The following is a 12,725-nucleotide window of genomic DNA, read 5'->3' on the forward strand; positions in this document are numbered from 1 at the left end:
GCAAGAGCCCAGAAAAAGGTCTTCATGAAGTCGATGAAAGCCAAAACTCATCGCAAGAGCCCAGAAAAAGGTCTTCATGAAGGCGATGAAGCCCAAAGCCCTGAGAAAATCCAACAAAAATGTCCTTCACCACTTGGATGAAGGACTAACTATTTTATTCCGCAAGCGCTGCCCACTCTTCCATTAAATGTTCGAGTTCGGCTTTTGCTTTTTCATTCAACTGGGTAATTTCTAACACCCTTTCGTGATCCTGGAAAACATTCGGGTCACATAATTGCTCCTCATAACCTTGAATTTGGTCCTCGAGACCTTCAATTTTCATCTCAATATCTTCTAACTTACGTTTGCGCTGCCGCTCGAGCTTCTTACTTTCTTTATCCTGTTGATAACTGCTCTTTTCAGAAGCGTCCTCCTGTCCGGCTTTTTTAGCAGCAGCCGAAGCCACAGCCTCAAGTGCCGCAATCTCCTCCTGCTCCAGTTTCTTCTCTAAGTAATAATCATAATCTCCCAGATACTCTAAACTGCCATCCCGGCTCAGCTCGACAACCTTTGTAGCGATACGGTTAATAAAATATCTGTCATGGGAAACAAACAAAATAGTTCCTGGATAATCGATTAAAGCATTTTCAAGAACTTCCTTGCTATCCAAATCCAGGTGGTTGGTAGGCTCGTCCAAAATTAATAGATTCGCTTTTTCCAGCATTAACTTCGCAAGAGCAAGCCGTGCTTTCTCGCCGCCGCTCAAGGTAGAAACAATTTTTAAAACATCATCTCCGGAAAATAAGAAATTGCCCAAAACTGTGCGGATTTCCTTTTCGCTTTTTAGTGGATAATCATCCCACAGTTCATTTAAAACACGCTTATTGGAGGTTAATTCCGCTTGCTCTTGGTCATAATAACCAATTGAAAGATTTGTCCCATAGAGGATATTTCCGGCTAATACAGGAAGCTTCCTAATGAGTGTTTTTAATAGCGTCGATTTTCCAATTCCATTAGGGCCCACCAGGGCAATGCTTTCCCCCCGAAATACTCGAAAGGAAATTCCCTCTGAAATTCTTTCGCCGTTATATCCGACAGCCAGTGAATCGAAGGTTAAGACATCATTTCCACTTTGCTTCTCAATTTCAAACGAGAAGGAAGCTGACTTTTCATCCCCCACCGGGCGATCGATTACATCCATCTTTTCTAGTTTTTTCCGTCGACTCTGGGCTCGTTTTGTTGTTGAGGCCCGGGCTAAATTTCGCTGGATAAAATCCTGTAAGTTTGCTATTTCCTGCTGCTGTTTTTCATAAAGCTTCAGGTCACGTTCATAATTTGCCGCTTTTTGTTCAAGGTAAGTACTATAATTGCCAGTATATCTTTGGATTTGCTTTCGAGAAACCTCGTAGACCTGTGTCACGACCTTGTCCAAAAAATAGCGATCATGCGATACAATTAGAATCGCCCCATCGTAACTTTGCAAATATTGCTCCAGCCAGGAGAGGGTATCGATATCTAAATGGTTAGTAGGTTCGTCTAAAATTAAAATATCTGGCTTAGTCAGGAGCAATTTCCCTAAGGCCAAACGGGTTTTTTGACCACCGCTTAAAGAGGCAATCATTAAGGAATAATCAGGGAAATTTAACCCGTGTAACACGGAGCGAATATCCGCCTCATACTGGTATCCACCCTGTTCCTTAAATTTTACCTGAAGCTGGTCATAGTCTTTTAGAATCCGCTCATATTTGCTTGTATCTGCGATTGCAGCAGGGTCAGCCATTTGTTCTTCAAGCTGCCTCAAACTTTTTTCCATCGCGCGCAATGATTCAAATACAGTCAGCATTTCTTCCCAAATGGACAAATTAGACTCTAATCCTGTATTTTGCGCTAAATACCCAATGGTCACTTCTTTTGGCTTGATGATTTCTCCGCCATCATGTGACAGGTGTCCAGCAATAATCTTTAACAACGTCGACTTTCCCGCACCGTTTCGTCCAACTAAAGCGACACGGTCCCGTGTTTGTAATTCTAGTTTTATATTCGATAAAATAAGGTCAGCACCATAATATTTTGCTAATTGATTCACTTGCAATAAAATCATTGTTTTTTCACCTCTATTACATAGAACTAGTGTACCGTATTCCTAGAGTGTCGGCAATAAAACGCAGGCCGCAAAGGGCGCATCTGCCGAAAATGTTGGGAAAATGTTAAAAATATAAGAATGATTCGCTCAAAGTTTCACACACATAGACTGAAAAATAGTGTATGATTTGAAAGGAGGAATTTTTTATATGGCAGAATTTACTCACTTTAATGAAGAGGGCAGAGCGAAAATGGTGGACGTTAGTGATAAACCGGAAACTGCCCGCACCGCATTAGCTCATTCCAGTATTACCGTCAGTAAAGAAATATTTGGTAAAATTACCCACAATGAGATGAAAAAAGGAGATGTCCTGGCAGTCGCACAGGTTGCTGGTATTATGGCGGCCAAAAAGACATGGGACATTATACCGATGTGTCATCCGATTCCATTAACAGGGGTGAATATTTCTTTTTCCTGGGAACCTGATCAGCAAGAGATGTATAAATTAGGTATTGCCGTATCCGTTAAAACAAAAGGGAATACAGGTGTTGAAATGGAAGCGCTAACAGCTGCATCTGCTTGTGCGCTGACCGTTTATGATATGTGTAAAGCAATTGATAAGGGCATGGTGATTGGACCGACTTATTTAGTAGAAAAAACCGGCGGCAAAAACGGCGATTTTAAAAGAACTAATGTTTTTTAAAACATGAACGAAACTATTTATGCGGGGGTGCAGGAGGAATATGACAAACGAAACAATGAAAATTCCACAAGCAACAGCAAAGCGACTACCCTTATATTATCGATTTATTCAAAATCTGTATGCTTCAGGGAAACAAAGAGTTTCCTCAGCAGAATTAAGTGAAGCGGTAAAAGTGGATTCAGCAACAATCCGCAGGGATTTTTCCTATTTTGGCGCCCTTGGGAAAAAAGGTTATGGCTACAATGTGAATTATTTATTGACCTTTTTCCGAAAGACATTGGACCAGGATGAATTAACAAAGGTTGCGTTAATCGGCGTTGGTAATCTTGGAACAGCATTTTTAAACTATAATTTTTTAAAAAATAATAATACAAAAATTACGTGCGCCTTTGATGTAGACCCGAATAAAATGGGTACAACCATCGGTGATGTCCCAGTCTATCATATGGATGATTTGGAGAAGTATATTACAGAGGAAAATATTCAGGTTGCGATTCTAACCGTTCCGGCTCCGGTGGCGCAGATCATTACGGATCGGCTTGTGAGTGCTGAGGTGAAAGGAATCTTAAATTTCACACCCGCCCGTTTAAATATACCATCTTCCATCAGGGTTCATCACATCGACCTTGCTGTAGAGCTTCAATCACTTGTTTACTTTTTAAAGCATTACCCAACAGCGGAAATTGCAGAATAAATTTGAGAATCAACCTTTCCATAAAAATGGGAAGGTTTTTTTATTTGATAAAACAAAGCCACCTTTACAACGTAACAGTGTTATGTTACATTAAGAATAAGAAAGGGGCCATTACAATGAACGAGGAGTTAATATCGAAAAAAGAGTTATTGGAATTAGCAGGAATCTCCTATGGGCAGCTGTATAGGTGGAAACGGAAGGACTTGATCCCGGAGGATTGGTTTATCCGGAAATCAACGTTTACCGGACAGGAAACCTTTTTTCCAAAAGAAAAAATCTTAGATCGAATCAATAAAATTCAAACGATGAAAGAAAATCTATCACTGGATGAACTTGCCGATATGTTTTCTCCCAATATATCTGACTTAAATTTAACTAAAGATGATTTAATAAGGCGTAACATTGTTTCAGAAACGGTTATAAATTTTTACTTAGAGAATGAAAATGGCAGTTTACAATTTAATTTTTCAAGAATGCTTGAAGTGTTTGTGTTAGAAAAGCTGTTGCAATCAGGTCAAATTAATCTCGAAGAAGGAAAAATGGTACTCCAGGTGTTAAAGGATCAAACATCAATGATCAAGCAAAAAAGTGCCGAACTGGTGATTACGAGAAAGTTGGGGGTATCCTCCTGTCTTTTGTTAATCAATACAGAGTCCTTTCATTTTGAACGAGGAATGAAAATTGTTGCTCAGCTGTCGCTAATGGCCTGTATGGAAGAAGTGAAATCGAAATTATTATAAAGGAGAATGGGAATGGAGATGCAAAAAAAGGGGGACCTGGTTATAAATGGCTTCGGGGCATCGAATGGCGGACAGTTTCATCAGGTAACACTCAACGGAAAGGGAACGGTAAACAGCGATGTCGAATGTAAGGGATTTGAATGTAATGGAACAGGGACGGTCAAGGGGAACATCCACACTGAAACGGCCAAAATTAATGGGATGGCCAAAATAGGTGGAACCGTTGCGGCTAAAGACCTTTCTATTGATGGCACTGCAAAGATTGGAAAAAACCTATTAGTTGAAAAACTTAAGGTTTCAGGAAAAGCTTCTGTTGGCGGCAAAGTTAAAGCAGAAGAAATAAAGGTAAAAGGTAAGCTGACAGTGGAAGAGGATTGTGAGGCAGAACTTTTCAATGCTGAATCGATGTTTACGATTGGCGGCCTGTTAAATGCGGATGAAGTGGATATTAAGATTTTTGGAGAGTGCCAGGCGAAGGAAATTGGCGGGCAATCGATTGTTGTGAAATATAAGCCGTCTTGGCTGGGATTATTTAAATCTCTTTTTCAAACTCAATTAAGGGTGGAAATCATTGAGGGTGATACGATCCACCTTGAAAATACGAAGGCTGCGGTAGTGCGGGGAAACCATGTAACCATTGGCCAAAATTGTCAAATTGACGTTGTCGAATATACAGATGAACTTTCTATTGATTCAAGTGCTGTTGTGGGCGAAAGCAAAAAAATGTAATGAGGGGGGATAAGGGAGATGAAAAGTAAAGAAAATCTGATTATTAACGGCTCAGGGAGCTATCCCGGCGGAAGATATGATAAAATCAGTGTCCGAGGCGAGGGTACGATCGTTGATGATGTTGAAGCTTCCGTGTTTAAGGTTTATGGAACAACGGAGGTTGCGGAAAATCTCAAAACAGGTTCGATGAAGGTTTTAGGTGAGGCAGAGGTAAAAGGGAATGCCCAGTTAGAAGATTTGCTGGTAATGGGTACAATGGAAATTGGCGGCAAAGCTTATTTGAAAAAAATAAAAATCCTGGGAACACTTGAGGTTGGAGAAGACCTTAATGGTGATACAGCCAATATTAAAGGCAGTATTGCAGTTGCGGGCGATGTTGAATATGAAACGTTCGATTCAAGTGGCGGGTTTGAAATCAAAGGGTTATTAAATGCTGATACGATTAAAATTTCTTTACGGTTCGGGGAAAGCCGTGCGGAGGAAATCGGCGGCGGGAAAATCACGATAAAAAGAAAAAGAAACTCTCTTTTACCTTTTGTAGGTGAGGAAGGTAGCCTTATAGCAAAGGTGGTTGAAGGAGACGACCTTTATTTAGAAAATACGAAGGCGGAAACTGTGAGAGGAAATACGGTTAAAATTGGCCCCGGCTGTATAATCGGATTGGTAGAGTATAAAGATGATTTTATACAAGATTCAAATGCAACAGTAAAAACGTCGAAGAAGATTTAAAGGAGAATGGGATGGTAGCGAAAAATAGTAAATTAGGATTTGTGGTCGCCGGTCTGCTGCTCGGAATTTTGATGGCTTCAATGGATAATACCATTGTTGTAACGGCAATGCCAACGATTGTCGGCGACCTCGGAGGGCTTGAGAACTTTGTATGGGTGGTATCCGCCTATATGGTAGCGGAGATGGCAGGGATGCCGATATTCGGTAAATTGTCGGATATGTATGGTCGAAAAAGGTTTTTTATCATGGGGTTGATTTTGTTTATGGCTGGTTCGATTTTATGTGGGACAGCAGAAACAATTACCCAACTAAGTGTGTATCGCGCGATTCAGGGAGTCGGCGGCGGTGCACTTGTACCGATTGCGTTTACTATTATGTTTGACTTGTTTCCTCCTGAAAGGCGCGGGAAAATGGGCGGACTGTTCGGAGCAGTTTTTGGTCTCTCCAGTATTTTCGGACCCCTGTTAGGGGCGTATATTACCGACCATATTAGCTGGCATTGGATTTTCTATATCAATTTGCCGCTTGGGATTCTCTCGTTTATTTTTATCATTGCCTTCTATAAGGAATCTCCCATTCATCAAAAGCAGGCAATTGATTGGTGGGGCGCCGTTACATTGATTGGTGCCGTTGTCTGCTTGATGTTTGCTCTTGAGCTTGGGGGACAGAAATATGATTGGAATTCAAGTACGATCATAAGTTTATTTATCGGATTTGCGGTCCTATTTCTCATCTTTTTGTTTGTGGAGACGAGGGCAAAGGATCCAATTATATCGTTCACCATGTTCCGGCATCGCCTTTTTGCCGGTAGTACGCTAGTTGGTTTATTTTATGGAGCTGCATTTATGGCAGCAACTGTTTATATACCAATTTTTGTCCAAGGCGTTTATGGCGGAAGTGCTACAAATTCAGGGTTAATCCTCTTGCCGATGATGCTTGGGTCGGTGGTAACGGCACAAGTCGGTGGTTTTTTAACTACAAAGTTAAGCTACCGCAATATCATGTTTTTATCCGGTGTGATTTTAATAGCAGGGATATTATTATTAAGCACCTTAACCGTTGATACAAGCAGATGGGTACTTACCCTTTATATGGTTATCATTGGTTTTGGGGTGGGATTTTCTTTCTCCGTGTTAAGCATGGCGGCGATTCATCCGTTTGGAATGATGCAGAGGGGCTCTGCAACCTCTACAAGCAACTTTATCCGTTCCTTGGGGATGACGATTGGAATTACGATTTTTGGTACGATTCAGCGGAATAGCTTTAAAGGAAATCTAGAAGATGCTTTTGTTGGAATGGGACCAATGCCAAAAGACGGATTTGGTGATTCACGTGCATTATTGCAAGAGCAGGCACGAAGTCACATACCGCCGCAAATTTTAGAAAAAATCACCGAGGCCCTCTCAAGCTCTATTGTTCAAACCTTTACATGGGCTCTCGTCCCGGCTGGAATAGCGTTTCTTCTCATTTTTACAATGGGGAAAGAACGGATGGTGTTGAAAAAGGAAGTTGGCGCAGAAAGAGAAATTTGAGGAGTAATCGATACGCAGATAAATGGGGGAGGAACGCAGATAAAATGGCGCTTATCGCAGATAAATCGTTGACTATCGCAGATAAAGTTCATCTTATCGCAGATAAAAATTTTCTGCCGGAAAAAAGCTATCGAAATTACTAGTTTATTCAAGGAAAAGTCTATTTTCTATTAAAAAAAGTTGTCCCAAACATAATTTGGGGCAACTTTTTTTATTTTTTCAACTGATCCTTATACTTCATATAAAAGAAAAATAACTTAAGGCTGGAGCCGAAATCAAATGTGGCTAATATGACAAGCAGATAGCTAAAAAATCCCCAGCCATTTTGATTTACATCATGAATGGCGAAATATGTAAATAAACTTCCGAGCAGGAAGTAAATCACGCTGGAAAACAAAGGTGAACGTCTCATAAAAATCCTCCGATAAAGTTTTGCATCGACTCTGCATCCCGGATTAATCTTTCAATATCGTCTTTGTAAGCGGACTGAACAATGACAACCATTGTATTCATTGTCACATGAGCAAAAATCGGTACTAAGATATGTTTTGTTTTTACATAAAGAAAAGCGAAAGTAAAGCCCATTGCGGAATAAAGGAGAATATGCTCCAGTTCCATATGCGCTAAAGCAAAAATAACCGAGCTAATGATGGCCGATATAAAAAAGTTAAAACGTTTATGCAATGTGCCAAAAAGAATCTTTCGAAACACTATTTCTTCAAGAATCGGGCCGAAAATAGAACTGACCAGGATGGCAAGCGGGAACTCCTCAATAATATGGATAATATCCTTTGTGTTCTCTGAGCCCATTTCGACACCAATCAACCGTTCAATATTTGCTGCGATCGCTTGCGCAAAGAGTGCTAAGAAGACACCAAAAAATGCCCAAATAATCGAGAGACCCAAAGAGGTTCCTCTTTCGTTCCTATTGTTCCTCATTTCTTTCCGTAAAATAATAAGCGTAATAATAAGTGCTAAGGTAAAGCTGATCACCAGCCAAACGGGGACTGCAAGCCTCCCGTTGATCCCGGATAATTTAAAGCCGTACATTAGTAATGGGACTCCTGCAAGACTTGAAAACTGCATGGCAATATAAACAATTAAGATTATCCAATATTCCCGTTTCAACTAATTCTCTCCTTTTAACATCCACTCAAAGATTTTCTGTGTATTCTTCATTCTACTCTTAAAACCAGTCTTGTTTCAATTTAGAAACTTTTTAAAAAGAAATGTATAGATTTCCATTGGTATCATATACTTGTAAGGTTGTACAAAAAAGCTTTCATTTTTATATTTTTTTATGAAAAAATATATACATCAAACTTGCAAAAGATTGTCAAATTCATTATTATAATAATTGTGTTAGCACTCATGTATGAGGAGTGCTAATAATGTCAGAATTACATATATTTTTGAGGAGGTTGTTTGATTTGTTAAGACCATTAGGTGATCGCATTGTCATTGAGCTTGTTGAATCAGAAGAAAAAACTGCAAGCGGTATTGTTTTACCAGACTCAGCTAAAGAAAAGCCTCAGGAAGGAAAAGTTGTTGCCGTAGGTACTGGCCGTGTGCTTGAAAATGGCGAGCGTGTAGCACTTGAAGTTTCTGTAGGCGATCGTATTATCTTCTCAAAGTATGCTGGTACAGAAGTGAAATACCAGGGTACAGAATATTTATTACTACGTGAAAGCGATGTCCTTGCTGTTATCGGCGAATAAGGAAAATTAAAAAATATAAGTTTTAAAAATTTAGAGGAGGTTTTTTGAACAATGGCTAAAGAGATTATGTTTAGTGAAGAAGCGCGCCGCGCAATGCTTCGTGGTGTAGATACACTTGCAAATGCAGTAAAAGTAACTCTTGGACCTAAAGGACGCAACGTGGTACTTGAGAAAAAATTTGGTTCACCTTTAATCACCAATGACGGTGTAACCATCGCTAAAGAAATCGAATTAGAAGATGCATTCGAAAACATGGGTGCAAAGCTTGTTGCTGAAGTAGCAAGCAAAACAAATGATGTTGCCGGTGACGGTACAACTACTGCAACAGTTCTTGCTCAAGCGATGATTCGCGAAGGCTTAAAGAACGTAACTGCAGGTGCCAACCCAATGGGAATCCGTAAAGGGATTGAAAAAGCAGTTGCTGCGGCAGTTGGTGAGTTAAAATCAATTTCAAAACAAATTGAAGGCAAAGAGTCTATCGCACAAGTAGCCGCTATTTCTTCCGATGATACTGAAGTGGGTCAGTTAATCGCTGAAGCAATGGAGCGCGTTGGCAACGACGGCGTTATCACTATTGAAGAATCAAAAGGATTCACAACTGAGCTAGATGTTGTAGAAGGTATGCAATTTGACCGTGGATATGTTTCAGCTTACATGGTAACCAATACCGATAAAATGGAAGCTGTATTAGAAAATCCATATATCTTAATCACTGATAAGAAAATCTCCAGCATTCAAGAAATCTTACCAGTTCTTGAGCAAGTGGTTCAACAAGGTAAGCCATTATTATTGATTGCTGAAGATATTGAAGGTGAAGCATTATCTACATTAGTAGTGAACAAGCTTCGCGGAACATTCAATGCAGTTGCTGTTAAGGCTCCTGGCTTTGGTGACCGTCGTAAAGCAATGCTTGAAGATATCGCTGCATTAACTGGCGGTGAAGTAATCACTGAAGAACTTGGCCGCGATCTTAAAACTGCAACTATCACATCTTTAGGACGTGCTTCTAAAGTTGTTGTGACAAAAGAAAACACAACAATCGTTGAAGGTGCTGGTTCAACTGAGGAAATCCAAGCTCGTGTGAACCAAATCCGTGTACAATTAGAAGAAACGACTTCTGAATTTGACCGTGAAAAATTACAAGAGCGCTTAGCTAAATTAGCTGGCGGTGTAGCAGTAATCAAAGTTGGTGCTGCAACTGAAACAGAATTAAAAGAGCGTAAGCTTCGTATCGAGGATGCTTTGAATGCGACTCGTGCAGCTGTTGAAGAAGGTATCGTATCCGGTGGTGGTGTTGCCCTTCTAAATGTATACAGCAAAGTAGCTGAGATCCAAGCAGAAGGCGATATCGCTACAGGTATCAACATCGTATTACGTGCGATGGAAGAGCCAGTTCGTACTATCGCTCAAAATGCAGGACTTGAAGGATCAGTTATCGTTGATCGCTTAAAGCGTGAAGCAGTAGGCACAGGCTTCAATGCTGCTACTGGCGAGTGGGTAAACATGATTGAAGCTGGTATCGTTGACCCAACGAAAGTAACTCGTTCTGCACTTCAAAACGCAGCATCTGTTGCAGCTATGTTCTTAACAACTGAAGCAGTTGTTGCTGACAAGCCAGAACCAGCTCCTGCAATGCCTGACATGGGCGGCATGGGTGGAATGGGCGGCATGATGTAAGGCTTTTGAGCCTTTCATCTGAGAAATAGTTATAGCTATTTTTCTCCCTTTTGAGAAGTAGTCATGTAAATAATTTATATCAATAGCAAAAACCTCTTCCTATAAAATTTAGGGAGTGGTTTTTTGTGTTGTTAAAATTTGCGTATTCAAGATGTGCCCACAGCTAACACAATATTCTACTATATCGGTGAAAGTTTGCTACGAAGATTTTTATCGGCATTAAAAAAGGATCTTTAATTGGAAGACCCTTTGAACTATTTATTTACTTTAAGCATTTGTAATTGATGATGGTTTATATTTTGTTAAACTACTTTAATTTCCTCAAATTCAATAAAAAACCAAAGACTAATCCCTGTATAATGGACAACATAGGAAGCCCAAACTGGAATCAATAATATTCCAAAAAAGATGAGTATGATGGCCTTTACGTATTTTCCATTTAATAACTGACCAAACCAAGGAAGAACAAGGCCCCAAATAATTTTTTATAGGGATTCATTGCGTTAATTCTGTATTAATTTGTCATGGTCGACTGCTTGCGGAGGTTCCTCCATCCAGCCGTGTTTAATCATAATGTTGGCTCCATCTTCGACATACAGCGCGACTTCTGGGATCAATGACATATATTTAAGTCCTAAATCTCTCCTTAGACTTGCTGCTAATGACGTTCCATAATATCCAATTCCTGCTGCAACCATGGTGGTAACATGAAACATCATTAATTTATCTGAAAAAATACTTGCGGTTGTATCTAAAACAGCCGAACCTAAACTTATAGGGGCAGGGAGATTCTCCTTGGTTAAAAAATTGCTAAATATATCTACATATTTTTGGGAAAGCTCTTTCCCTCTTAAAAAATACTGTTTTACATCTTCATTTTGAGCAGTCTGAGCAAAGCCCGTTACTATTTCTTTACCGATAGCATTTATTAGAGTATTTAAGTATAAATGAGTGATTTCTAGTGAATTAATAGACCTCTTTTTCCCAAAAAAACCGGTTAAATAATATTGTTTTTCTACAAAATCCACCTTATCAGGAATAGGTATTGAAGGAGGTTTTACATAAATCCCTTGTTTTAGCATTAAATCGCGTGTTCTGTCCTGCAATTCAACCCCTTTATTCAGTATGCGCTTATGAAAAGTAACAACATCTGGACGTGTCGCAACTGTTAGTGCCGCACTGCTGGCTGTCATTGCAAATACAGCCATTTGACTTAGATGCTTTAAGAAAAATGTATCTGTAAAAAGTTTTGGAGCTTTTGTATTGACATCTTGTTCCGTAAATCCAATGGGTATCGGGAAATTCTCTTTTTGAAACAGTTCCTGCAAGATAGAAACATTCTCTTTTGTTGTATCGAGGGTCCACTCAATAATAGGGCGTATTTCTTTATCCTCTACTTTTTCTAAGAAATAGCTGTCGATACAAACAGCTATTGTATCGCCTATGTATTGAGTCCATAAACCAGCCATTTCCGCAGCAGTTAAAGGAATATTTGTTTTATCTTCCATTAGAACAACCTCCTGTTTTCAATTAATACATCATAGAATAATATCTCCTGAATAGTGGAAAATATAAATGAACAACCTATCTAATTCATCGAATGAAAAATGTAGGGAAATCTCTCTCAAGGCTTCCCCCCTAATCAAACCGTATGTGCCCTATTAAGGCATACTACAAATATTTAAGGTCCGCTTTAACTGAAGCAGCTCATTCTGTAAAAGGATCTAAAAACTATCTCGGAGCACTATCGCACCTACGTGTAGAAAGTTGATGTTAAGTGGTTGTTTCTACTATGGTGACCGCTATAAACTATATGGGCGGCATGTTGTAATAAATATTATAAAACCTTTTAATAGAAAGGTTTTAAGTCAATAAAGGTTTCTTTGTCTTCCTTTATAAATTGACAAGTGAGTGCATAGAAAGAAAAAATGCCCTACAACAGAAGGCTTTTCATCAGTTTACTAAATTGGTGAGAGGCCTTTCTTCCATTCTACATAAATAATTCCACTACGATTAAATAAATCTCTTCAAAAGTATTTTAGTTTCCATTTCAAGTCACTTTTAAAAAAATAGATCGTTTCCCCGTTCAGCGGTACAGTTTAGTTCCATAACAAATTAAGATAAATTACTCTTGTCACATT

The 12,725-nt window shown here is 39.4% G+C and carries 12 protein-coding genes; 8 read left to right on the forward strand and 4 right to left on the reverse strand.

The window, feature by feature from the left end:
- Positions 1-154: 154 nt before the first annotated feature.
- Positions 155-2,080 (reverse strand): ABC-F family ATP-binding cassette domain-containing protein, encoded by a 1,926-nt coding sequence (locus ACFQZ9_RS26095; protein WP_498946328.1) that lies wholly within the window; start codon positions 2,078-2,080, stop codon positions 155-157.
- Between the two features lie 190 nt (positions 2,081-2,270).
- Here ACFQZ9_RS26095 and moaC point away from each other — a divergent pair, with 190 nt between their 5' ends.
- The 6 genes from moaC (at position 2,271) to ACFQZ9_RS26125 (ending at position 7,189) form a co-directional block, all read left to right on the forward strand.
- A complete protein-coding gene (gene moaC / locus ACFQZ9_RS26100) occupies positions 2,271-2,765 on the forward strand; it encodes a cyclic pyranopterin monophosphate synthase MoaC (RefSeq protein ID WP_198313673.1) in 495 nt (164 codons plus the stop codon).
- A gap of 40 nt (positions 2,766-2,805) precedes the next feature.
- The gene (locus ACFQZ9_RS26105) at positions 2,806-3,459 is read left to right on the forward strand and encodes a redox-sensing transcriptional repressor Rex (RefSeq protein WP_198313672.1); all 654 of its coding nucleotides are present in this window, start codon (positions 2,806-2,808) and stop codon (positions 3,457-3,459) included.
- 116 nt (positions 3,460-3,575) lie between these two features.
- Positions 3,576-4,199, forward strand: coding sequence for a YhbD family protein (locus ACFQZ9_RS26110; RefSeq protein WP_198313671.1), 624 nt, complete (start codon positions 3,576-3,578; stop codon positions 4,197-4,199).
- Between the two features lie 12 nt (positions 4,200-4,211).
- Positions 4,212-4,928: a polymer-forming cytoskeletal protein gene (locus ACFQZ9_RS26115; protein WP_498946329.1), complete on the forward strand. Its 717-nt coding sequence runs from the start codon at positions 4,212-4,214 to the stop codon at positions 4,926-4,928.
- Positions 4,929-4,946: 18 nt separating this feature from the next.
- The gene (locus ACFQZ9_RS26120) at positions 4,947-5,657 is read left to right on the forward strand and encodes a cytoplasmic protein (protein ID WP_498946331.1); all 711 of its coding nucleotides are present in this window, start codon (positions 4,947-4,949) and stop codon (positions 5,655-5,657) included.
- Positions 5,658-5,668: 11 nt separating this feature from the next.
- Positions 5,669-7,189 (forward strand): MDR family MFS transporter, encoded by a 1,521-nt coding sequence (locus tag ACFQZ9_RS26125; RefSeq protein WP_498946332.1) that lies wholly within the window; start codon positions 5,669-5,671, stop codon positions 7,187-7,189.
- Positions 7,190-7,400: 211 nt separating this feature from the next.
- Here ACFQZ9_RS26125 and ACFQZ9_RS26130 read toward each other — a convergent pair whose 3' ends face one another.
- Positions 7,401-7,601: a YdiK family protein gene (locus ACFQZ9_RS26130; RefSeq protein ID WP_026573993.1), complete on the reverse strand. Its 201-nt coding sequence runs from the start codon at positions 7,599-7,601 to the stop codon at positions 7,401-7,403.
- On the reverse strand, positions 7,598-8,317 hold the full coding sequence (locus ACFQZ9_RS26135) for a CPBP family intramembrane glutamic endopeptidase (RefSeq protein ID WP_498946333.1): 720 nt from the start codon (positions 8,315-8,317) through the stop codon (positions 7,598-7,600). The genes ACFQZ9_RS26130 and ACFQZ9_RS26135 overlap by 4 nt, the downstream gene beginning before the upstream one ends.
- Before the next feature lie 302 nt (positions 8,318-8,619).
- Here ACFQZ9_RS26135 and groES point away from each other — a divergent pair, with 302 nt between their 5' ends.
- Together groES and groL are read left to right on the forward strand one after the other, a co-directional pair.
- Positions 8,620-8,907: a co-chaperone GroES gene (gene groES / locus ACFQZ9_RS26140; RefSeq protein WP_026573991.1), complete on the forward strand. Its 288-nt coding sequence runs from the start codon at positions 8,620-8,622 to the stop codon at positions 8,905-8,907.
- Between the two features lie 51 nt (positions 8,908-8,958).
- Positions 8,959-10,584: a chaperonin GroEL gene (groL, locus tag ACFQZ9_RS26145; protein WP_198313666.1), complete on the forward strand. Its 1,626-nt coding sequence runs from the start codon at positions 8,959-8,961 to the stop codon at positions 10,582-10,584.
- A gap of 503 nt (positions 10,585-11,087) precedes the next feature.
- Here the strand turns inward: groL and ACFQZ9_RS26150 are convergent.
- On the reverse strand, positions 11,088-12,092 hold the full coding sequence (locus ACFQZ9_RS26150) for a DUF3231 family protein (protein WP_498946335.1): 1,005 nt from the start codon (positions 12,090-12,092) through the stop codon (positions 11,088-11,090).
- Between the last annotated feature and the right edge of the window lie 633 nt (positions 12,093-12,725).

Origin of the sequence: Neobacillus sp. GCM10027624 (assembly GCF_042675345.1) — a bacterium.
GTDB classification, from domain to species: Bacteria; Bacillota; Bacilli; order Bacillales; family Cytobacillaceae; genus Neobacillus; species Neobacillus cucumis_D.